Annotated in this window: 22 protein-coding genes; 15 read left to right on the forward strand and 7 right to left on the reverse strand. The window is 71.3% G+C overall.

Going from position 1 to position 21,538, the window contains the following annotated elements:
• Positions 1-60: 60 nt before the first annotated feature.
• The 10 genes from AB0P24_RS03340 to AB0P24_RS03385 all read left to right on the forward strand — a co-directional run bounded on the left by AB0P24_RS03340 (position 61) and on the right by AB0P24_RS03385 (position 7,687).
• On the forward strand, positions 61-1,074 hold the full coding sequence (locus AB0P24_RS03340) for a ribokinase (RefSeq protein ID WP_365790477.1): 1,014 nt from the start codon (positions 61-63) through the stop codon (positions 1,072-1,074).
• Positions 1,071-1,460 (forward strand): D-ribose pyranase, encoded by a 390-nt coding sequence (rbsD, locus tag AB0P24_RS03345; RefSeq protein ID WP_365790478.1) that lies wholly within the window; start codon positions 1,071-1,073, stop codon positions 1,458-1,460. Before AB0P24_RS03340 ends, rbsD begins: the two co-directional genes overlap by 4 nt.
• Positions 1,461-1,770: 310 nt before the next feature.
• Positions 1,771-2,187, forward strand: coding sequence for an NUDIX domain-containing protein (locus AB0P24_RS03350; RefSeq protein WP_365790479.1), 417 nt, complete (start codon positions 1,771-1,773; stop codon positions 2,185-2,187).
• Positions 2,188-2,198: 11 nt separating this feature from the next.
• Positions 2,199-2,594: a hypothetical protein gene (locus AB0P24_RS03355; RefSeq protein WP_365790480.1), complete on the forward strand. Its 396-nt coding sequence runs from the start codon at positions 2,199-2,201 to the stop codon at positions 2,592-2,594.
• Complete coding sequence (locus AB0P24_RS03360; RefSeq protein ID WP_365790481.1) at positions 2,591-3,754, forward strand: hypothetical protein; 1,164 nt, start codon at positions 2,591-2,593, stop codon at positions 3,752-3,754. Before AB0P24_RS03355 ends, AB0P24_RS03360 begins: the two co-directional genes overlap by 4 nt.
• Positions 3,755-3,782: 28 nt before the next feature.
• Positions 3,783-4,544 carry an MBL fold metallo-hydrolase gene (locus AB0P24_RS03365; RefSeq protein ID WP_365790482.1) on the forward strand — a complete coding sequence of 254 codons (762 nt, stop codon included), beginning with the start codon at positions 3,783-3,785 and terminating at the stop codon, positions 4,542-4,544.
• Positions 4,531-5,205 carry a hypothetical protein gene (locus tag AB0P24_RS03370; RefSeq protein WP_365790483.1) on the forward strand — a complete coding sequence of 225 codons (675 nt, stop codon included), beginning with the start codon at positions 4,531-4,533 and terminating at the stop codon, positions 5,203-5,205. The genes AB0P24_RS03365 and AB0P24_RS03370 overlap by 14 nt, the downstream gene beginning before the upstream one ends.
• A gap of 12 nt (positions 5,206-5,217) precedes the next feature.
• On the forward strand, positions 5,218-5,952 hold the full coding sequence (locus AB0P24_RS03375; protein ID WP_365790484.1) for a hypothetical protein: 735 nt from the start codon (positions 5,218-5,220) through the stop codon (positions 5,950-5,952).
• Entirely contained in the window at positions 5,945-7,108 is a 1,164-nt protein-coding gene (locus AB0P24_RS03380) for a sugar-transfer associated ATP-grasp domain-containing protein (protein ID WP_365790485.1), read from the forward strand. The genes AB0P24_RS03375 and AB0P24_RS03380 overlap by 8 nt, the downstream gene beginning before the upstream one ends.
• A 30-nt stretch (positions 7,109-7,138) precedes the next feature.
• Positions 7,139-7,687 (forward strand): GNAT family N-acetyltransferase, encoded by a 549-nt coding sequence (locus AB0P24_RS03385; RefSeq protein WP_365790486.1) that lies wholly within the window; start codon positions 7,139-7,141, stop codon positions 7,685-7,687.
• Positions 7,688-7,883: 196 nt separating this feature from the next.
• Here the strand turns inward: AB0P24_RS03385 and AB0P24_RS03390 are convergent, their stop codons facing one another.
• From AB0P24_RS03390 to AB0P24_RS03405, 4 genes are all read right to left on the reverse strand, one after another.
• A complete protein-coding gene (locus AB0P24_RS03390) occupies positions 7,884-8,951 on the reverse strand; it encodes a MerR family transcriptional regulator (protein ID WP_365790487.1) in 1,068 nt (355 codons plus the stop codon).
• Positions 8,952-9,330: 379 nt separating this feature from the next.
• Positions 9,331-10,131, reverse strand: a complete 801-nt coding sequence (locus AB0P24_RS03395; RefSeq protein WP_365790673.1) for a sugar phosphate isomerase/epimerase family protein — start codon at positions 10,129-10,131, stop codon at positions 9,331-9,333.
• 32 nt (positions 10,132-10,163) lie between these two features.
• Positions 10,164-11,315, reverse strand: coding sequence for a dihydrodipicolinate synthase family protein (locus AB0P24_RS03400; protein ID WP_365790488.1), 1,152 nt, complete (start codon positions 11,313-11,315; stop codon positions 10,164-10,166).
• A complete protein-coding gene (locus AB0P24_RS03405; RefSeq protein WP_365790489.1) occupies positions 11,312-12,469 on the reverse strand; it encodes a Gfo/Idh/MocA family oxidoreductase in 1,158 nt (385 codons plus the stop codon). Before AB0P24_RS03405 ends, AB0P24_RS03400 begins: the two co-directional genes overlap by 4 nt.
• 239 nt (positions 12,470-12,708) lie before the next feature.
• Between AB0P24_RS03405 and AB0P24_RS03410 the strand changes: the two genes are divergently transcribed.
• Positions 12,709-13,755 carry a LacI family DNA-binding transcriptional regulator gene (locus tag AB0P24_RS03410; protein ID WP_365790490.1) on the forward strand — a complete coding sequence of 349 codons (1,047 nt, stop codon included), beginning with the start codon at positions 12,709-12,711 and terminating at the stop codon, positions 13,753-13,755.
• A gap of 414 nt (positions 13,756-14,169) precedes the next feature.
• On the opposite strand, the gene AB0P24_RS03415 is transcribed toward AB0P24_RS03410, so the two are convergent.
• Complete coding sequence (locus AB0P24_RS03415; RefSeq protein WP_365790491.1) at positions 14,170-14,571, reverse strand: hypothetical protein; 402 nt, start codon at positions 14,569-14,571, stop codon at positions 14,170-14,172.
• A gap of 395 nt (positions 14,572-14,966) precedes the next feature.
• Here AB0P24_RS03415 and AB0P24_RS03420 point away from each other — a divergent pair, with 395 nt between their 5' ends.
• Together AB0P24_RS03420 and AB0P24_RS03425 are read left to right on the forward strand one after the other, a co-directional pair.
• Positions 14,967-15,902, forward strand: a complete 936-nt coding sequence (locus AB0P24_RS03420; protein ID WP_365790492.1) for a helix-turn-helix domain-containing GNAT family N-acetyltransferase — start codon at positions 14,967-14,969, stop codon at positions 15,900-15,902.
• A gap of 17 nt (positions 15,903-15,919) precedes the next feature.
• Positions 15,920-16,720 (forward strand): sugar phosphate isomerase/epimerase family protein, encoded by an 801-nt coding sequence (locus AB0P24_RS03425; RefSeq protein ID WP_365790493.1) that lies wholly within the window; start codon positions 15,920-15,922, stop codon positions 16,718-16,720.
• A gap of 19 nt (positions 16,721-16,739) precedes the next feature.
• On the opposite strand, the gene aroA is transcribed toward AB0P24_RS03425, so the two are convergent.
• Complete coding sequence (gene aroA / locus AB0P24_RS03430) at positions 16,740-17,993, reverse strand: 3-phosphoshikimate 1-carboxyvinyltransferase (RefSeq protein ID WP_365790494.1); 1,254 nt, start codon at positions 17,991-17,993, stop codon at positions 16,740-16,742.
• A gap of 289 nt (positions 17,994-18,282) precedes the next feature.
• On the opposite strand from aroA, the gene AB0P24_RS03435 reads away from it, so the two are divergent.
• Together AB0P24_RS03435 and AB0P24_RS03440 are read left to right on the forward strand one after the other, a co-directional pair.
• The gene (locus AB0P24_RS03435) at positions 18,283-20,154 is read left to right on the forward strand and encodes a glycoside hydrolase family 3 protein (protein WP_365790495.1); all 1,872 of its coding nucleotides are present in this window, start codon (positions 18,283-18,285) and stop codon (positions 20,152-20,154) included.
• A gap of 66 nt (positions 20,155-20,220) precedes the next feature.
• Entirely contained in the window at positions 20,221-20,841 is a 621-nt protein-coding gene (locus AB0P24_RS03440; RefSeq protein WP_365790496.1) for a hypothetical protein, read from the forward strand.
• Positions 20,842-21,046: 205 nt separating this feature from the next.
• On the opposite strand, the gene AB0P24_RS03445 is transcribed toward AB0P24_RS03440, so the two are convergent.
• Positions 21,047-21,439, reverse strand: coding sequence for a hypothetical protein (locus AB0P24_RS03445; RefSeq protein WP_365790497.1), 393 nt, complete (start codon positions 21,437-21,439; stop codon positions 21,047-21,049).
• Positions 21,440-21,538 lie beyond the last annotated feature (99 nt).

The following is a 21,538-nucleotide window of genomic DNA, read 5'->3' on the forward strand; positions in this document are numbered from 1 at the left end:
CGAATCGAGCCCCCGGCCGCCTCATCCCGTCCGTCGTCCAGCCGTTTAGGGAGTCAACTGATGTACGACTACGACCTCCTGGTCGTGGGCTCGGCCAACGCCGACCTGGTGATCGATGTCGAGCGGCGGCCGGGCGCCGGCGAGACCGTGCTCGGCGGCGATCTCGCCACCCACCCCGGCGGCAAGGGCGCCAACCAGGCGGTCGCGGCCGCCCGGCTCGGCGCCCGTACCGCCCTGCTGGCCCGGGTCGGCGACGACGCGCACGGCAGGCTGCTGCTCGACTCGCAGCGGGCGGCCGGTGTGGACACCGGGGGCGTGCTGGTGGGCGGCGCGCCGACGGGGGTCGCCCTCATCACCGTGGACCCCTCGGGCGAGAACAGCATCGTCGTCTCCCCGGGCGCGAACAGCCGTCTCACGCCGGCGGACGCGCGGGCCGCGGTCAGCCTCTTCCACGCCTCCCGGGTGGTGTCAGCGCAACTGGAGATCCCGTTGGAGACGGTGGTGGAGGTGGTACGGAACCTCGCTCCCGGCAGCCGGTTCGTCCTCAACCCCTCCCCGCCGCGCCCCCTTCCGGATGAGGTCCTGGCGGCCTGCGACCCGCTGATCGTGAACGAGCACGAGGCGCGGGTGATCCTCGGCGAGGCGTGCGTGAGCGAGGAACCGGCGGACTGGGCGCGGCTGCTGCTCGCCAGGGGCCCGAGGTCGGTGGTGGTGACGCTGGGCGCGCGGGGCGCGCTGGTGGCCGACGGGCACGGGGTCGAGCCGGTGCCGTCTGTGAAGGTGGACGCGGTGGACACGACCGGTGCCGGTGACGCGTTCACGGCGGCTCTGGCGGTGCGGCTCGGGGCGGGCGAGTCGCTCGCGCGGGCGGCGGCGTACGCGGCGCGGGTCGGGGCGGCGGCGGTCACGAGGCGGGGCGCGCAGGAGTCGTACCCGACGGCGGCGGAGGTCGACGCGCTGTGCTGTGCCATCCCGGGGGGCGCCGTGTCCGACAGCGGCTCCGCCGCGGACCGGACCCCCGGCCGCGGGTCGGACAGCGCGCCCGGGTCTGGCGGGCAAGGCGGGATGCTGTGAAGCGGGCGGGCATCCTCAATCGTCATCTCGCGGGCGCGCTGGCCGAGTTGGGGCACGGGCACGGGGTGCTGGTGTGCGACGCCGGGATGCCGATCCCGAAGGGCCCGCGGGTCGTGGACCTCGCCTTCCGGGCCGGGGTGCCGTCCTTCGCCGAGGTGCTGGAGGGGCTGCTGGCCGAGCTGGTCGTGGAGGGCGCGACGGCGGCGAGCGAGGTCCGCGGGGCCAACCCGGCCGCCGCCAGGCTGCTGGACGGCCACTTCCCCGACCTGGCCCTGGTCCCGCACGAGACGCTGAAGGACCTGTCGGCGCAGGCGCGTCTGGTCGTCCGCACGGGCGAGGCCCGCCCGTACGCGAACGTGCTGCTGCGGTGCGGGGTGTTCTTCTAGCGCGCGGCCGCGACGGCTCCGGACATGCTTCGAGGGGGCCCGGTCCGTCGACCGAGCCCCCTCGGTTTTCCCCTCCGTGTCAGAACCCCCGCGATCCCCCCGGATCCCCCTCCGAAAGCTCTGATGCCACATACGACCGGCGGGGTGGGGGGAGGGTTGTACGCCGGTCCGGGATTTCTCGGTCTCCGTCCCGTGGCGCGGATCGCCTCTCCGTATGCGGTGCTCGGCCACCAGTTTCGTTCCACGACTCGCGTCTTGCGTGACTCATGTCACGTCTAGCTAGAATGTGGTGGCCTGTAGGGGAGCGCATGTGGATTCCGATCTCGTGGCACCGCTTCATGCCGTCAGTGTCACCGGCATCGTTCTGAGAGACGACGGTCGCCTGCTCACGATCAAGAGAGCGGACGACGGCACCTGGGTACCGCCGGGAGGGATGCTGGAGCTCGGCGAAGGACTGCAGCAGGGAGTCGTCCGCGAGGTACTCGAAGAAACGGGAGTCACCGTGCTTCCGGTGAGACTGACCGGCATCTACAAGAACATTCCTCGTCGCACGATATCCATCGCGTTCCTTTGCCGCGTAGTGCGGGGCGAACCCGGCATCTCGGACGAGGCTACGGATGTGGCGTGGATGACCCCGCAAGAGGCCTCCACGGTGATGCCACCGCTGCGCGCACTCAGGGTCAGCGACGCACTCGACGCGAACGGCCCGTTCGTCCGGTCCTACTGACACGGCCGGAGGTGCATATCAAGTTCTATGCCCGTGTGCTTTGGGTTCCCGTCGTTGTGATGCTCTTCGTGACCCTCGCCCTGCACGAGGTGACCGAGCGACTGTCGATCAGCAGCGACACCGCTGTCATGGGGCTGCTCTCCCAGTTCGACGGCACCGCCACGACAGTCTTTGTGGCGCTGGCCACCTTGCGCACATCGGTGACACCGAAGACTCCAGGGGGAAACGCACGCATGTGGCGTCGCTCGGTCAGGTTCCAGTTCGCTGCGGCGTTCGCTCTCGTCGCGTTCGTCGTCGCGACTGCCGCAGCCCACTACACGGCGCTGGGCCCATGGGCGGTGGCTCTCAACGTCACCACGACCTTCACCGTGCTCTGGGCACTCGTCGGCCCGATGGAGCCGGCATGACACTGCGCCTGGAGTACGACCTCGTCCTCGCCCCGTCCTCCCACGTGGACCAGATCGTAGCCACCGTCCGGAGGGGACTGCTGGCCCACCGGACCGACAACCAGGCCGAGATCGACATGATTTACCGCACGAACACCACCGAGGACGACCTGAGACTGTCTCTGAGTGTCGAACTGGAACTCGGTTCCTTCGGGATGGCAGAGCGCGGCTCGGCGGGGCTGGCCGCCCTGCTCGGGGGGACGAGTTTCCGCGATCCAGCCATCAGGAACGTGCGGCTCAGTGCGTTCAGATGCGTCGGTGACGACACTTTCTTTCCCGGCCCGGCCCGCGGCACCGGCCTTCTGGACGCGTCCGCCAGACCTGCACCATGGCTTTCGGTGCCGGTGCCGAAGACCGCCGCCCATCAGGCGTGGAACGAGGTGAGCCGCACCCTCGTACAGGCCGGGGTACAGGTGATCACGGACCTCAGTCCGAATGTGAGCGACCAGGAACTGGCCACACGCAGTGCGGCTGTAGCAGAAGAGGCGACGGCCAACCACCCGGTCGTGCTCTTCTTCAACGCAACGAGCCGGCTCGACTACGCAGTCCGACTTGTCGAGAAGATCGCCACAACGCTGCAGCCACAGGTCCCCAACATCACGATCGGCATCCGCATGTGTCCGGTTGCGATGGGGTTCTCGGTCCTCGAATACCTGCGGGCCTGGAATGTACCGATCTTCGCCTACACGCTCACCGCCTACCCCTCGGGGCGCACTTCCTGGAGCCAGTCCGCCTATGCCTCGATGATCCATGCCATGGGCGCAGACGTGGTCAACGTAGGCCTGTTGAGTGTTCCCGCCCTGCGCGCCGGAACGCTCTACGAGGCGATGATGCCGCTGCTGAGCAGGCGGAGCAGTCGAAAGGCCAGCCTGCCGGCGCTCACCGGCGGCGTCGAGCCGCGTGTGGCCTACGAATACGCCGCTGCGGTCGATGATCCGGTACTGCTGCACACCATGACCCCGATCTTCCGGGGCGGTCTCGACCGGAGGAACATCCGCAAGCGGGTCACGGCGATCCGCGAAGCGGTGGAAGCGGGCCGTCGTTCACTCGACATCGATCGTCTGTTCGCAGAGCGCAACTCCAGTGTGCGCAACTGGCAGGAACTCGAAGAGGGAAGGTGAGTGGGAAGAAGTGGAACAAGCACACGTCATGGGCACGGTCCATGTGCTGGGCAGCGGATCGGCCAAGCCCAGCGCGGGGCGGGCCAACTCCTCGTACATCGTGGAAGTCGGCGGCTCGCTGCTGGCTGTCGACTGCAGTGGCAGTCCCGCACACGAGATCATGCGTCGCGGACTCGACCCCGGGGCGTTGCGTCATCTCCTGCTCACCCACGGCCACGTCGACCACGTCTACGGTCTTCCCAGCCTTGTCCACTCGCTGTGGATGCTGGGGCTGTTCCGCGAGGAGCCACTCGCCATCCACGGCACGAGCGAAACGATCCGCATCGCGAGGTCGCTGCTCGCTCCCTTCGGGTTGGAGGAGCGGCGCAACGCCCCCCGCATCGACTGGAGGCCCGCCGCAGCGGACCGCCCCAGCGACCTGGAAGGCCTTGCAGGGCTGCGCGCCACCGCGTTCCCCGTCACCCACGCCGGCACCGAAGCCCTTGGCTACCGGGTGCACGGCACCCTGTTCTCCGGCGACGCCGTCTGTGACGACCGACTGGCGAGTGCGGTGGACGATTCGGTGCGGACATTCGTCGTCGACTGCGGTGGCGGCCTGTCCGGAAACGCCGGGCACGCAGGTGCCGCAGACATCGCCGAACTGGTGCGCAAACGCGACTCATTGCAGTCCGTCCTGCTGACCCACATCGGAACCCCCCCGTCCGAGGACGACGCCATGCTGAGCGTGTTCCAGGGCTGTGGGTCAGAGGTTCGGATCCTCTCGGACGGTGATCGCTTTGAACTCGTCTGATCCGGTGGTCTTCTGCGGCATGGGAGGCTCCGGCTCCACCTACCTCAGGCATGCCTTGGAACGGGTCGGCATGACCGTGCACAACAAGCCCGACATCGTTCACCATCGGCACTGGGTGAAACAAGGCCGCACAGCGCAACACGACGAGTTCGCACGGCGAGCCGATGGCTTCACGCTGGACAGCACCGGTATCGCTGGTATCCAGCACTACCTCGACCGGCTGTCCGGCGCCGCTGCCACCACCGCGGTCCTCAGCACGTGGGCGGAGCAGCAACTCCTACGGCACAACACCCGGCGACGCATCGTGTTTCTCCTCCGTGAACCCGCTGCGGCCTATCGCTCGATGTGCGACCCCGACCGGCACGGGGACATCGCCGCTCAGTACGGCGGACCGGACTCCTGGTACGCCGTCTTCTACGCGGAGCGCTGGCGGAAGACCGCCGAGGAGTATCTGGCCCTGCGCGCGGCCGACTGGGACGTCTCGCTCTGGGCGTACGAGCACCTGCCCGATCACGCCCACAGGGACGGCTTCGGCGAGATCGTCAGTCAGTGGCGGCGCTCCGCGCCCCGTCTGCGGCCGACGCTGGCGGAAGAGACGATCGACCTGATCAGAACGTGTACCGGCGAAGTACGCAAAGCCTTGGACATACCCGGTTGGTGAAGGGGGGCTGCCGTGGCCAAGGGACCGACAACAATCGGCGACATCGAGATGGGCCGCCGGAACACCTTCGAGCAGGGCGTGGTGATCTGCGGTCCCGCGGTCATCGGAGACGACAACTTCTTCGGCGCGTACTCGGTCATCGGCGGTCGGTGCCGCCAGGCTCACCGCCAGGGCACAGACGGGCAGAGGAAGGGCATGGTCCGCGTCGGCTCCGGCAACTACTTCGGAGAGCACGCCGTGATGCATGCCCCGGTCGGCCAGGTCACGGCGATCGGCGACAACAGCTCCGTGGGCGCGGGCAGCCTGCTCGCCCACGACTCGCGCGTCGGCTCCCAGGTCACCTTGTCGGTCAACTGCTCCGTGGGGGGCCACAGCGTCTTGCTCGACTGGAGTGGCCTGGGGATCGGCAGTTCGCTGCATCCCCGGACCGTGATGGGCCATTGGTCCTTTGCCGGCATGGCCGCCGTGGTGACCCGCACGGTCGGCATAGGGCAACTCGTGGTGGGCAACCCGGCCTCCTTTCTCCGGCTGAACTACGAAGCGTTCGTCCGATCCGGCCTGGACGGCACCGCCCTGACCCAACTCCGTGAGTTCCTTGAGACCGGACGGATACCGGAGGGCCCGAGCCCGGTGTCCGCAGCGGTGTCCGAGTTCGAGGCGGCGCAGTCACACACCGTCAGAAACCGGGTGCTGCGCAGTTGGTCGGACGTCGAGCGGGAGCGGTCGCGCATGATGGTCCATGACTAGCGCCTCCGGGACGTCGGCTCGTCCGTTGCCACAGTGGCTGGCCACCCGGTTCGTGTGCGGGCTTCACCGGGGGCAGCTGACGCGCGTCAACGCCCCTCGTCTGACCTGGGGAACCGTCCTCACCGCGACGACCGGTCCAACGGCCGCCGGTCGGGCACTGCGCTCTCTCCTCTACGGGATCAAGAGCGCGGTGGACGTATGGGGCCACCGGCAGGCGATAGCTCAGGAGTACCCGGTACGGGACGCCGTGTTCATGGCGCTGCGCACGAGTTGCGACAGCCGTGATATCGCGGCGCTCCGCAAGTGCGGTGGACGGGACCTCAGCGCTCTGCGCGGTGTGGTGCCGAGGGCACGCCGCACGGAATACCGCGACTGGAACAACTGCGCCGTGGCTGCCGCGCTCCTCGACGACAAGGCAGAGTGCAACCGACGACTGAGGGACGCGGGAATCGACGTCCCGCGTCAGATACCCCTCGGCCCGGAAACACGAGTATGGAAGGGAGCCGAGGAGGTCGTCGGGGGTCCTCTGGAGTTCTCGCACGCGACCGCCCCACACGGGACACGCTGGATGCTGAAGGACCGCCTCGGGCTGCAAGGAGAGTCCGTGTGGGCCGCGCACTCATGTCATGAACCGGAGACCGCGAGCATCGTGCTGATGGAGCTGGTCCGCTCCGGTCGCCTGGTGGCAGAGGAACTGCTCCGCCCGGAGGACTGGTTCGCGGATTCCGGGGACACGGCTCTGCCGACTCTGAGGGTCGTCACCTCAAGGCTCGGGGGACACACGGAAGCAGTGGGCATGGTCCTGTTCCGCGGCGCGCCCGGAACCGTGGCGGCCAATCGCAGGCAGGGTGGGCTCGCGCACCTGGTCCACGAGGACGGTTCCTGCGGGGCCGGCCTGGACGCACAGGGCGTGGACCGAGGCCCGTGCGCCTATGTCCTGCCCCCGGCGCAGGCGGAGACCGTCCGGCGCATGTGTACGGGGGCACACGACCTCTTCCCCTGCGTCGGATCGGTCGGCTGGGACGTGGGGCTGTCCGACCGCGGGCCCGTCGTACTGGAGGGCAACCCGAACTGGGGCATGAACGTGCCTCAGTTGATGCCGGGCAGACCCATGCTTGAGGAATTCAGGAGAACGCGGTTTCGCACCGGCTGGTAGGACACCGGACCCGGGAGCTGGGGGAATTTGTTGATCGACAAGAGCGAAGTCCTCATAGAGCGGCTGGAGCACCCGTGGCCGACTGCCTTTCTCGGATTCGCGGACCGTACGACCCTGAAAAGCCTGGCCTCCGTGCGCACCGCCCATCGCCTCGCCCCGGGCCAGGCTGTGCTCTACGCCCTTCATCGGGGTCGGGTGATCGGCTGCACCTCCTGGTACCAGGAGTATCGGCACACCTATGTGGCCTTGGACGGGACCGCCGTCCACGCCATGGGGGTGTACCTGTGCTCGTCCGAAGTCCTCCCCGGGTTCCGAGGCATGGGCATCGGCAGCATGCTCTACGGGCACCGCCTCATCGAATGCGGCGGGGATGCTCCGGGCGTCAGTGTCGAGATCCTGGGGCAGGGAAGCCCCCTGTCGGTCGACAGCGAGGCCCGACCGGGGCTCGTCTGGCACCTCGCGCGGGGCTTCACGATCGTCGGCCACAGCTGCGAGGCGGACGCCGGCCCGGTACTCACTCGCCCGACGCCGAGTAGCAGACGAACGGCACCGTTCCTTGCCGAACACCATGTCTGCTGAGAGGAGATGACCGGCAAGACCTTGCAATCACAGACGCAGACCGGACGGCCCCGCCGGGATCGATACCGGAATCGAATTTCTGGCCGCACGGACCGCGTCGAGCCTATCCCGGCGTTCGCCGGGAACGGGCCGCGTCCCGAGCGGCACTGATGCCCTCACCATCCGCTCGGGCGGCCCGCATCGGGTGAATGTACCGTCAGCTCTCCAGCCGGACCGGCATCAGCATGGAGAAGGCGCCCTCGTCGTCGGGTCGGCGGATCACGATCGGTGCCGTGGGCGCGCCGAACTCCAGAATCAGTCGGTCACGGGCCCCGGCGGCGAGCGCGGCCAGCAGGAACTCACGGTTCACGGCGACGCGGTTCGGGTCCTCGTCATCATCGGCGCAGAGGGCCACCGCGCCGCCGTCCTCCACCCTCAGCACGCTGAGGTCGTGCCCTCCGGCCTCTCCGGAACGGACAGGGCCAGTCTCCAGAGCCCGCCGGAAGGCCGCCACCTCGACGACGGCGCGGCGTCCGCCGGCCTGGGGCAGCAGCCGACGGTAGTCGGGGAAGCCGTGGTCGAGGCACTGGCCGGCCGCCTGCCTGTCCCCGGCCTCGAGTGTCACGCGGTCACCGTCGAGAGAGAGTTTCACCGGTCCCTCGCCGTCCGACAGCGCCCGCATCGCGTCGGCGAGCGGGGCGGGCACGATGACCTGCACCCGGCTCCCGTCGTGCCCGGCGATACCGGCCCGCGCCACCGCCATTCGGTACCGGTCGGTGGCCACGGCATGAAGGCTCTCGCCCTCGATGTCGAACAGAACCCCGCCGAGCATCGGCAGCTCGGGGTCGGTGCTCGCCGCGAAACGAACCGTGTCCAGCGCGGCCGCCAGTTCCGGCGCGGCGACGGACAGACGGACGGTGGCGATGCGGAGCGAGGTCATGACGTTCTCCCGGTGATCGAGTAGTGCGCGGAGTGCGGAGAACTCGCCGCGGGCGTCGGACAGCCCCTGTTCGAGACGGCGCAGGTGTGCCGTGAGCAGTTTCCGGACCAGATCGGTGTCCGCGCCGGACCAGCCGGCCAGCACCAGCCGGATGTCCGCCAGCGGCATCCCGGCCCGGCGCAAGCAGGCCAGCAGCCGCGCCTCTTCGAGCTGCCGGGGCTCGTACCAGCGGTAACCGCTCACCGGATCCACCCAGGCGGGGACCAGCACACCGGCACGGTCGTAGAACCGCAGGGCGCTTACGCCCAGGCCACTGTCACGGGCCGTCTCCCCGATGCTGCGCATGTCGTTCTCCACACCGAGCACTCTGGGCCCTGCACAAGGTCGAGGGTCAACCCGGCCGAGGTCGGTGAGAAGTGCGGCCCCATGGTCCAGCAGGCCGTCCGCCATGCCGAGTCGCAGCCCCCGGCTTCGCCCCCGCGGTACGCCGTCGGGCGGCCGGGGCCGGCGGTGGCCAGGCTTCCAGAGGCGGGGACTTGCCGGAGCCTGTGTCAGGAACGGGAGTCGGCCGCATGAGCGAGCGCCTGAAACCTCGGACGCAACGGGAGAGGTACGGGGAGGAGCTGAGGCTGCGGCGCGTTGCGGTTCGGGAAGTCCCGGAACGCGCCCGACAAGGGGCCGTGGCCCGCCCGTCGGTGCGGGAAGCGGGCGGGCCGCGGACCGGTCAGCCGGCCGTGTGCTCCACGAACCGGTTCGCGGTCTCCGCCAGCACCTCGCGGCCGTCCCTCGCCCACAGCCCGTCGTTGAACAGCTCGACCTCGATGGGGCCGGTGTAGCCGGCCGCCTCCACGTAGCCCTGCCACTCGCGCATGTCGATCGCGCCGTCGCCGATCTGGCCGCGGCCGTTGAGGACGCCCTCGGGCAACGGGGTGGTCCAGTCGGCGAGTTGGAAGGTGTGGATGCGGCCGCCCGCGCCGGCCCGGGCGATCTGCGCGGGGGCCTGGTCGTCCCACCAGATGTGGTACGTGTCGACCGTGACGCCGACCTGGTGGGCCGGGAAGCGCTCCGCGAGGTCCAGCGCCTGGGTGAGGGTGGAGACCACGCAGCGGTCGGAGGCGAACATGGGGTGCAGCGGCTCGATGGCCAGCCGGACGCCGTGCTGTTCGGCGTAGGGGCCGAGTTCGGCGAGGGCGTCCGCGATGCGTTCCCGGGCGCCGCGCAGGTCCTTGGAGCCCGCCGGCAGGCCGCCGGAGACCAGCACGAGGGTGTCCGTGCCGAGGGTCGCGGCCTCCTCCACGGCCCGCCGGTTGTCGGCGACGGCGGCGGCGCGCTCGTCCGGGTCGATCGCCGTGAGGAAGCCGCCCCGGCACAGGGTGGTGACGGCCAGGCCCGCCTCGCGGACCAGCTTGGCGCTCGCCTCCACCCCGTACGACCGCACCGGCTCGCGCCACAGGCCGACGCCCGGCACGCCCAGTTCCAGGCAGGCGTCGACGAGTTCGGGCATCGACAGCTGCTTGACGGTCATCTGGTTGATGGAGAAGCGGGACAGGTCGCCGGTCACTGGTTGACTCCGTACAGGGCGAGGAGGGTCTTCATACGGTCCTCGGCCAGCTTCGGGTCCGGGAACAGGCCCAGGCCGTCCGCGAGTTCGTAGGCGCGCGCGAAGTGCCGCAGGGAGCGGGCCGACTGCAGGCCGCCGACCATGGTGAAGTGGGACTGGTGGCCGGCCAGCCAGGCCAGGAAGACCACGCCGGTCTTGTAGAAGCGGGTGGGGGCCTGGAAGAGGTGCCGGGAGAGCTCCACGGTGGGGTCCAGGAGGCCGCGGAAGCCCGCCGTGTCCCCGGTGTCCAGGACCCGGACCGCCTGTGCCGCCAGCGGCCCCAGCGGGTCGAAGATGCCGAGCAGGGCGTGGCTGAAGCCCTGCTCGTCGCCCGCGATCAGCTCGGGGTAGTTGAAGTCGTCGCCGGTGTAGCAGCGGACGCCCTCCGGCAGGCGCCGGCGCAGGTCGATCTCGCGCTGTGCGTCGAGCAGGGAGACCTTGATGCCGTCGACCTTGTCGGGGTGGGCGGCGATGACCTCCAGGAAGGTGTCGGTGGCCGCGTCCAGGTCGGACGAGCCCCAGTAGCCCTCCAGCGCCGGGTCGAACATCGGGCCGAGCCAGTGCAGGACCACCGGCTCGGCGGCCTGGCGCAGGAGGTGGCCGTAGACGTCGAGGTAGTCCTCGGGGCCGGCGGCCGTGGCGGCGAGCGCCCGGGAGGCCATCAGGATGGCCTGGGCGCCGGACTCCTCGACGAGCGCGAGCTGCTCCTCGTACGCGGCCCGGACCTCGGCGGGGGAACCGCCCGCGATCTGGTCGGTGCCCACCCCGCAGGCGATCCGGCCGCCCACGGCACGCGCCTCGGCGGCGCTGCGCCGGATCAGTTCGGCGGCGCCCGCCCAGTCCAGGCCCATGCCGCGCTGGGCGGTGTCCATCGCCTCGGCGACGCCCAGGCCGTGCGACCACAGGTGGCGGCGGAAGGCGAGGGTGGCGTCCCAGTCGACGGCGGCCGGCGAGTCGGGGTTCGTGTCCGCGAACGGGTCGGCGACGACGTGCGCCGCCGAGAAGACCGTACGGGAGGTGAAGGGGGTGCCGGGGGTGAGGGCGAGCGGCTCGGTGCGCGGCTCGTACGCCCGCAGGCCCCCTTCGGAATCGGGCAGTCTGATGGTCACAGCGCGATCTCCGGGACCTCGATGCGGCGGCCCTGTGCCGAGGACTTCAGGCCCAGCTCGGCGAGCTGCACGCCGCGGGCGCCGGCCAGCAGGTCCCAGTGGTAGGGGGCGTCGGCGTAGACGTGCTTGAGGAACAGCTCCCACTGGGCCTTGAAGCCGTTGTCGAACTCGGTGTTGTCGGGGATCTCCTGCCACTGCTCGCGGAAGGCGTAGGTGGCGGGGATGTCCGGGTTCCAGACCGGCTTGGGGGTCGCGCTGCGGTGCTGGACGCGGCAGTTGCGCAGGCCGGCGACCGCTGAGCCTTCGGTGCCGTCCACCTGGAACTCGACCAGTTCGTCGCGGTTGACGCGGACCGTCCAGGAGGAGTTGATCTGGGCGACGGCACCGCCGTCGAGCTCGAAGATGCCGTACGCGGCGTCGTCCGCCGTCGCGTCGTAGGGCTTGCCGTTCTCGTCCCAGCGCTGCGGGATGTGGGTGGCGGTGAGGGCCTGGACGGACTGCACGCGGCCGAACAGCTCGTGCAGGACGTACTCCCAGTGCGGGAACATGTCGACGACGATGCCGCCGCCGTCCTCCGCGCGGTAGTTCCAGGAGGGGCGCTGGGCGGGCTGCCAGTCGCCCTCGAAGACCCAGTAGCCGAACTCGCCGCGGACCGACAGGATCCGGCCGAAGAAGCCGCCGTCGATGAGCCGCTTCAGCTTCAGCAGGCCGGGCAGGAAGATCTTGTCCTGGACGACGCCGGACTTGACGCCCTTGGCGTGCGCGAGCCGGGCCAGCTCCAGGGCGCCGTCCAGGCCGGTGGCCGTCGGCTTCTCGGTGTAGATGTGCTTTCCGGCCGCGACGGCCTGCTTGATGGCCTCCTCGCGGGCGGAGGTGACCTGGGCGTCGAAGTAGATGTCGATGGTGGGGTCGGCGAGCACGGCCGCCAGGTCAGTGGCGATGTGCTCGCCGGACAGGCCGTGCCGGTCGGCGATCTCGCGGAGCGCGTGTTCGCGGCGGCCGACGAGGACCGGTTCCGGCCAGAGCACCGTGCCGTCACCGAGGTCGAGTCCGCCCTGCTCACGCAGGGCGAGGATCGAGCGGACGAGGTGCTGGCGGTAGCCCATACGCCCGGTGACGCCGTTCATGGCGATACGCACCGTCTTGCGGTTCACGTGATTCCCTTCGTCCGCGTGCGCCTCAGCAACGCAGCAAGCGCTTTCTATATGGTCAGAAGCTAGCCTTTGAACCCTGGTCTGTACAAGACCGTGGCGGGAGCGACTTGTTCGAGGGGACGAACAACAGGAGTGAGTGGCCTTATGGTCTGCACGGCAAGGGGGCTTTCTGTGAGCCGGCTGTCGATGAACCTGTGTAGGACGGCGGACGACGAGATGCGCGACCGGAGGACGACGAGATGACGGTGACCCTGGCGGACGTGGCGGCCCGCGCCCAGGTCTCGCCCGCGACGGTGTCGCGCGTACTGAACGGAAACTACCCGGTGGCGGCGTCCACGCGGGAACGGGTGCTGCGGGCGGTGGACGAGCTGGACTACGTCCTCAACGGGCCGGCGAGCGCGCTCGCGGCGGCCACCTCCGACCTGGTCGGCATCCTGGTCAACGACATCGCCGACCCGTTCTTCGGGATCATGGCGAGCGCGATCCAGGCCGAGATCGGCGGCCCGGGCGGGCGCGCGGGCGGCGAGCGGCTGGCGGTGGTGTGCAACACCGGCGGGTCGCCGGAGCGGGAGCTGACGTACCTGACCCTGCTACAGCGGCAGCGGGCGGCGGCGGTGATCCTGACCGGCGGGGCGATGGAGAACGCGCCGCACGCGGCGGCGGTGGCGGCGAAGCTGCGGAAACTGGCGGACGCCGGGACCCGGGTGGTGCTGTGCGGGCGGCCGCCGGCGCCGGACACCGACGCGGTGGCGCTGACCTTCGACAACCGCGGCGGCGGCAAGCAGCTGACCGAGCACCTGATCGGGCTCGGCCACCGGCGGCTGGGCTACATCGCCGGCCCCGAGGAGCGGACGACCACCCGGCACCGGCTGGAGGGCCACCGGGCCGCGCTGGCCGACGCGGGGATCGAGGAGGACCCGCGCTGGACCGTGCACGGGCGGTACGACCGCCGGGCGGGGTACGAGGCGACGCTCGAACTGCTGCGCAGGGATCCGACGCTGACGGCGGTGGTGGCCGCGAACGACTCGGTGGCGCTCGGCGCGTGCGCGGCGCTGCGGGAGTCCGGGCTGCGGATCCCGGCGGACGTGTCGGTGGCCGGCTTCGACGACCTGCCGTTCAGCATCGACGCGGTGCCGTCGCTGACGACGGTGCGGCTGCCGCTGGCCGAGGCGGGGGCCCGGGCCGGCCGTATCGCCATGGGCCGCGAGGAGCCGCCGCCGGGCGGGATCGCGACGGTGCGGGGGGAGCTGATGGTGCGGGGGTCCTCGGGCGTGCCGCGCACCTGACCGACCACCGGACACGACGGACACGGCGCCGGGGGGCGCGGCTCAGGTGCCCCCGGACACCCCGTCATCAGCGCCGTTCCCGGTTCCGGCCGGCCGTCGCCCTCGCGGCCCGGGGCCGCCTCTCGGTCCCGGGCCGCCTCTCACCATGACCGTCCCGCGGGGGCGGGCGGTGGGCAGGGGGGAACAGGTGGGCCGGTCAGCCGCCCCGCGGTTTCGCCGGGATCGGGAAGTGCGGTGGGGCCGGGCCTGCGTCCACACGGACGGTCCGCATCCGGTCACCGCCGCCACGGCCGCGACACCCGGGCCCGCGGGGGTCTTGGCGCAGAGGTCTTTCGACAGACGGGTCCGGGTGCCCGAAGAACGGGCACCCGGACCCACCTTTGCTGTCAGGGGACGTCAAACGCCGCGACCTGGCTAGTCCCAGCTGTAGTCGTCGTCCCAGTAGCCGCCGTAGCCGCCGTGGCCGCCGTGGCCGCCGTGGCCGTGGCCGCCATAACCGCCGTAGCCGCCATAGCCGCCATAGCCGCCGTGGTCGCCATAACCGCCGTGACCGCCGTAACCACCGTGACCGCCGCCGTAGCCGCCGCCGCCGTAGCCGCCGTGACCGCCACCGCCGTAGCCGCCACCACCGTGACCGCCGCCGCCGTAGCCGCCGCCGCCATGGCCGCCGCCACCGCCGTGGCCGCCGCCACCGCCGTTATCCTGAATGGTCGCGACGTGGGCCGGCGCGGAGTTGGTGGCCGCGCTGGCGACTCCGGCTCCCGCGGCGAGCGCCAGGATGGGTGCCGAGATCGCAGCGATGACGACCCTCTTCATACGTGTGCTGTGCGCGCGCATGTTTTCAGCCCCTCTCAGAGGGTGTGGTTGTGTGACGACGGCCGCCGCGTCAGGGGGGCGACCGCCCTGCGTGCGCTCCAGAGCCTGCGCGCAGCTCTGAGCGCGTCCGCCGCCCGCGATGCCGGGCTTTCTCCGCACCGTTCGGATTCTCCGGCGGACCACGTCACGTCCTGGTTGAAACGGACATAAGTGACGTTCGTGTATAAACCTACGGCGGTGGGGCGACGAAGTCAAAAGCAGGACCAGGGCCAGGCAAAAAGAACAAGTAAAGCCTGCGGGGCCGCCGTTCGGGCCGGCACCTTCCGGCCGGGCGGGGCGGCGGGTAGCCTCGGAGACACGGTATCTCTGACTCAGTCAACCATCGGGGTCCAGCCATGACCGTCCAGGAAGTCCGTGCCTTCAACCGCTTCTACACCAACCTCATCGGCGCCCTCGACTACGGCCGCCACCTCTACGCCCCGTACACCCTCACCGAGGCCCGCGTGCTGTACGAGCTGGCGCACTCCGCGGACACCGACGCGGCCGACCTGCGGTCCGATCTCGCGCTGGACGCCGGGTACCTGAGCCGGATCCTCAACAAGTTCGAAGAGGCCGGGCTGATCGAGCGCGCGCCCTCGGAGAAGGACCCGCGGCGGCGGCGCGTGTCCCTGACCGCGGGCGGCCGGGCCGCCGCCGAGCAGCTGGACGAGCGGGCCCGGGAATCGGTCGGCTCGCTGCTGGGCGCCGTCGACCCCGGCGAGCGGCCCCGGCTCGCCGAGGCCATGCGCACCATCCGCACGATCCTCGGCGACGGGCACGCCCCGGCCGGGCCCGGCGAGGTCGTGCTGCGCGAGCCGCACCCCGGTGACCTGGGCTGGATCGTGCAGCGCAACGCCGCCCTGTACGCGGCCGAGTACGGCTGGAACACCGACTACGAGGGCCTGGTCGCCCGGATCGTCGCCGACTACGCCGAGGACCACGACCCGCACCTGGAGCGGACCTGGATCGCCGAGTGGGGCGGGCGGCCGGTGGGCTGCGTGATGTGCGTACGGGACGACGCCCCGGGCACCGCGCGGCTGCGGCTGCTGCTCGTCGAGCCGGAGGCCCGCGGCCTCGGCATCGGCGACCGTCTGGTCACCGCCGTGACCGAGTTCGCACGCGGGGTCGGCTACCGCGACCTGGTGCTGTGGACCAACGACGTGCTGTCCGCCGCCCGCCGCGTCTACCAGCGGCACGGTTTCGTCCTCACCGCGGAGAGACCGCACCGCTCCTTCGGCAAGGACCTGGTCGGCCAGGACTGGCGGCTGGACCTGCACGCGACCGGTAAGTGAGAAGTAGGTTGGTGAGCATGAAGTTCGCCTTCTCCACCCTCGGGGTGCCCGGCCTGCCGCTACCGGAGGTGCTGGCCCTCGCCACCGCCCACGGCTACCACGGCGTCGAACTGCGCGCCCACCCGGAAGAACCCGTGCATCCCGGCCTCGGCCCGGCCGCGCGATCCGATGTGGCCGCAGAGTTCAAGGCGACCGGAGTGGAGGTCCTGGGCGTCGCCGGGTACGCGCGGGTCGCGGCGCCCGGCGCGGACGCCCCGGTCATCGACGAGATGCGCGGGCTCCTCCAGCTCGCCCACGACATCGGCGCCTCCTACGTCCGCGTCCTCCCCGGCGCCGACCCGTCCCTGCCCGCCGCCGAGTCCGACGCGATCGCCGCCCGGCGGCTCGGCACGGTCGCCGAGGACGCCGCCGCGCTCGGCGTCCGGATCCTGCTGGAGACCCACGACTCGCACCGCACCGGCGCCGCCGCGATCCGCGTCCTCGGCCCGGTCGGCCACCGCATGGTCGGCGCGCTCTGGGACGTCATGCACACCTGGCTGGGCGGCGAACAGCCCGCCGAGACCTATGCCGCCCTCGCCCCGCACCTCGGCTACGTCCAGGTCAAGGACATCGCGTCGGCCGACGACACCACCCCGCTCCCGCTCGGCGCCGGCGTCCTCCCCCTCTCCGACTGCGTGGAGGTCCTCTCCCGGCACGGCTGGGACGGCTGGCTGTGCTGGGAGTACGAGAAGCGCTGGTACGAGTCCGCCGCCCCGCTGCCCGACCTGCTCACAGCGGGCCGGGAACACCTGACCCGGCTGCTCACCGAGTCGGCGTGACTCACCGAGTCGGCGTGACTCACCGAGTCGGCCTGACCGGGATCCCCCACCCCGCGGCCAGCGCGCCGAACGCCTCGTGGAAGCCCGGGAAGGTCTTCTTCACGCACCCCGGGTCGTCGAAGGAGATCCCGGGCGTGCGCAGGCCGGTGACCGCGAAGGACATGACGACGCGGTGGTCGCCGTAGGTCTTGATCTCGGCCGGGGCGGGGGTGCCGGGGCGGATCTCGATCCAGTCCTCGCCCGTGGCGGCCTCGATGCCCAGCCGGCGCAGGTTCTCCGCGCAGGCGTCGAGCCGGTCGCATTCCTTCACGCGGGTGTTGGCCACGTCCTCGATGCGGACAGGGCCGTCGGCGAAGGGGGCGATGGCCGCGAGGGTGGGCATGGTGTCGGAGATGTCCCGCATGGCGACGGTGAGGCCGCGGAGCCGGCCGCTGCCCCGCACGGTCGTACGGTCCGCGGCGACCTCCACCTCCGCGCCCATCCGCCGCAGCACGTCCACGAAGCCCAGGTCGCCCTGGAGCGCGCCCTGTCCGAGCCCGGGGACGGTGACCTCACGGCCCGTCACGGCCGCCGCGGCGAAGAAGTAACTGGCGGTGGAGGCGTCGGGCTCGACGGCGTAGGTGGTGGCCCGGTAGCCGCCGGACGGGACGACGAAGACGTCGCCCTCCCGCGCCACCTCCGCCCCGAACGCCCGCATCATCGCGATCGTGATCTCCACGTACGGCGCCGACACCAGGTCCGTCACCCGGATCCGCAGGCCCTTGCGGGTGAGCGGGCCGAGCAGCAGCAGGGCGGTGAGGTACTGCGAGGACTGCCCGGCGTCGAGCGTCACCTCACCGCCCTCGACCCCGGCCGCCTCGATGCGCAGCGGATGGTGCCCCTCCGCCTCCTCGTGGCGCAGGTCCACACCGAGATCGCGCAGGGCGCGGGTGAGCGGGCCGAGCGGGCGGCGGCGCATCTGCTCGGAGGCGTCGAAGCGGTAGCTGCCGTGGCCGGCCGCGGCGAGCGTGGGCAGGAAGCGGGCGGTGGTGGCGCCGTCCCGGCAGTAGACCTCGGCCGCGGGCAGCGCGGGGCCCTGCGGGCGGCCGTCCACCTGCCAGGTGTCGGGGGTGCGGCCGACCCGGTAGCCGAGCCGGGCCAGGCCCTCGGCGAAGCCCTCGGTGTCGTCAGAGCGGAGCGGGCGGACGAGGGTGGTGACTCCGTCGGCGGCGGCCGCGAGGAAGAGGGCGCGGGCGGTGACGGACTTGGAACCGGGGATGGCGACAGCGGGCATGGACCGATGATCTCCGGTTTCTGAAGGGTCGGGGAATGTCTGTCCACGGGGTGGAACAGGTTGTCCGACGCGTCATGGCCGGTGGGGGCTTGGCGCACAGTTTCCCGCGCCCCTTTCAGGGGCGCTGTCCCTGACGCAGCTTTCAGCTCCCTCTTCCCGGATGACGGAAATGCGCCGATGGCGGCCCCTTTCCCGTTAACGTGCATTGCCTTGACGGAAAGAAACCTCCCGCATACGTATGACCACACGGAAGTTTCCTTCAGCCGGTTTCCCACCGGAAGGAGCGCACGTGCCCTCCAGACGTACCGTCCTCGCCGCGACCGCGGGTGTCACCGCGCAACTGGCCGTCGGCACCGGTGCGAACGCCCTCGGCGCCTACGACGAGAACTCCCGCACCGGGAACCCCCACGACGACAGGCTCCGTGCGCTCATCGCGCGGATGACGCCGGAAGAGAAGGTCGGGCAGCTGTTCGTGATGCGGGTCTACGGGGACTCCGCCACCGACCCCGGCCAGGCCGACATCGACGCCAACCTCAAGGAGATCGGCGTCCGCACCGCCGCCGAGCTGGTCGGGAAGTACCGGGTCGGCGGGATCATCTACTTCACCTGGGCGCACAACACCCGCGATCCCCGGCAGATCGCCGAGCTGTCGAACGGGATCCAGCGGGCCTCGCTGGCGCTGCCGCGCGGTCTGCCCGTGCTCATCGCCACCGACCAGGAGCACGGCGCGGTCTGCCGGATCGGCAAGCCCGCCACCCTCTTCCCGGGCGCCATGGCCATGGGTGCGGGCGGCTCCCCGGCCGACGCCCGCACCCTAGGCCGCCTCTCCGGTGCGGAACTGCGGGCGATGGGCGTCCGGCAGGACTACTCCCCCGACGCCGACGTCAACGTGAACCCGGCCAACCCGATCATCGGCGTACGGTCCTTCGGGGCCGCTCCGGACGCGGTCGGGACGCTGGTCGCCGCCGAGGCGCGGGGGTACCAGGAAGCAGGGGTCGCGGCCACCGCCAAGCACTTCCCGGGGCACGGCGACACCGCCGTCGACAGCCACACCGGCTTCCCGGTGATCACGCACAGCCGGGAGCTGTGGGAGAAGCTGGACGCGGTCCCGTTCCGGGCGGCGATCGCGGCCGGCATCGACTCGATCATGACGGCGCACATCCAGTTCCCGGCCCTGGACGCCTCCGGCGACCCGGCCACCCTCTCCCACCCCGTCCTCACCGGCATCCTGCGCGGCGAACTCGGCTACGACGGGGTCGTGGTGACCGACTCCCTGGGCATGGAGGGGGTCCGCACGAAGTACGGCGACGACCGCGTGCCCGTGCTCGCCCTGAAGGCCGGTGCCGACCAGCTCCTCAACCCGCCCACCCTGGACATCGCCTGGAACGCGGTCCTGAAGGCCGTACAGGACGGGGAGCTGACCGAGTCCCGGCTGGACGAGTCGGTGCTGCGGATCCTGCGGCTGAAGTCCCGGCTGGGGCTGCTCGACCGGCCGTACGTCAACGCCAAGGACGTGGGCCGGGTGGTCGGCACGGCGAAGCACCTCGCCGCCGCCGACCGGGTCGCCGAACGCACCACCACCCTGCTGGTCAACGAGGGCGGGCTGCTTCCCCTCTCCCGTCGCACGCACGGCACGGTGCTGGTGGTCGGCGCCGACCCGGACTCGCCGTCCGGCACGACGGGCCCGCCGACCGGTGTGCTCGCCGCCGCCCTCACCGAACTGGGCTTCACGGCAACCGCGTTGCCGACGGGTACGGCCCCGTCCGCCGCCACCGTCGACAAGGCGGTCTCGGCGGCGCGGGCGGCGGACGCGGTGGTCGTCGGGACGTACAACGTCACGGCGGGCGGCGGACAGCGGCACCTGGTGGAGCAACTGGTCGCCACCGGGCGCCCGGTGGTGGCGGTGGCGGTGCGCAATCCCTACGATGTCGCCCAACTCCCCTTCGTGCAGGCCTGCTTGGCCACCTACTCGTGGACCGACGTCGAAGTGCGGGCCGCGGCACGGGTGATCGCGGGCCGGGTGGCGCCGCGCGGCAGACTCCCGGTGCCGGTGCAGCGGGCGGACGATCCGGCGCGGGTGCTGTATCCGATCGGCCACGGGCTGACCTATGAGACGACGCATCAGATGCACGTCAGCGAACCGGGCGTAATGCCCCAATAGGAGTAAAGCCTCCCGCATGGCCGGCGTGGACCATGGTCGCGGGCCACGCTGGCAAGGGGGGGTCGTATGCGCAGCAGGCGTTGTGCGGGGGTTCTGGTGGCACTGGCCGTCGTGCTGCTGCCGACCGGCTGCCGGGGGACGTCCTCCTCCGGGGCGCCGACGGGCAGCGCGCGGTCGACGGCGAGCCCGGCCCGGTCCGGGTACGGCGCGCGGTTCCTCGCGGTCGACGAGTGCAGCTCGTTCGGGACCGCCGGCTTCACCGAGGTGCCCTGCACGAGTGAACGGGCGGCGGCCCGGGTGATCGCCCGGCACGACGGTGCCATCGCCGACGGGCCGCCGTGCCCGGCCACCACCGACTTCGTGCTGCACATCGGCACCCAGCGCACGGGCGGCGGTGAGGACGGCGGCGCAACGATCGCGCGGGGCTACGCCTGCATGCGCGACCTGGAGCCGCCGCACCCCGGTGACCCCGGCGGGGGCGGCGGGCCGCGCACGATCGTCGGCGACTGCGTCTACGGCTCGGGCCACGGCCAGGTCCGGGAGACCGCCTGCGACGGCTCGGGGAAGCGGAAGCCGCAGTACCGGGTGGTGCGGGCGGTGACCTCCCGGGACGCGTGCCCGGCGGCCACCGCCCTGTACGTCCAGCTCGGCGGCGAGCACCCGGTGGGCTGCGCCCGCCGTGTGTGAACGCCACGCGCCAAGGCGTCCGCAGGCGTCGCGGTCACCGGGCGGACGTCACTCGTCCGCTGCCCGCATCACCATGACTCGGCCTGCCGGAACAGCGTGACGACCTCCGCGTAGAACCAGACGCAGCACACCGGGCACGCAAGCCACAGTCCCCACAGGACCCAGCGAACCTCTCGTCGTATGCGCACGTTTGGATCGTCTTACCTCAGCAGAGGATCCACCCCGAGCTCACCGAACTCCGCCCCACCGAGCCCTTCACCCACACGCAGCGGTGTCCGGCGTGGACGGTGACCGGGCCCGCGCGGTGGCTGTACCTGCCCTTGTCGACCACCGGGCGGTTGCCGCGGGCCTGGACGCTGACGGACATCATCCGCCTGCCGCCGGACGTCTTGGGGAGGGTGATCGCGCAGACGTAGCCGCCCTGCCGGTAGACGTGCACGGTGCCGGTGGCGAAGGACAGGGTCCGTACCTCGCGTCCGGCGCAGTTCGCGGCCGTGGCGGCCTCGGCCTCGGCCGGTGCCACGAGGGCGAGCGCCCCGGAGGCGGCCAGCGCGGCCGCACCGAGCGCGAACCACCGGCGTATGGCACCACTGTTCACAGTCGTCCCCTCCCGTACCGCAGCCTGCACCATCACCGTACGGATGTACGGACGCCCGACATGTGTCGGATGGTTGCACGGCCGTCAGGGACGCGAGTC

Origin of the sequence: Streptomyces sp. NPDC086519 (assembly GCF_040686075.1) — a bacterium.
Lineage (GTDB): Bacteria > Actinomycetota > Actinomycetes > Streptomycetales > Streptomycetaceae > Streptomyces > Streptomyces shenzhenensis.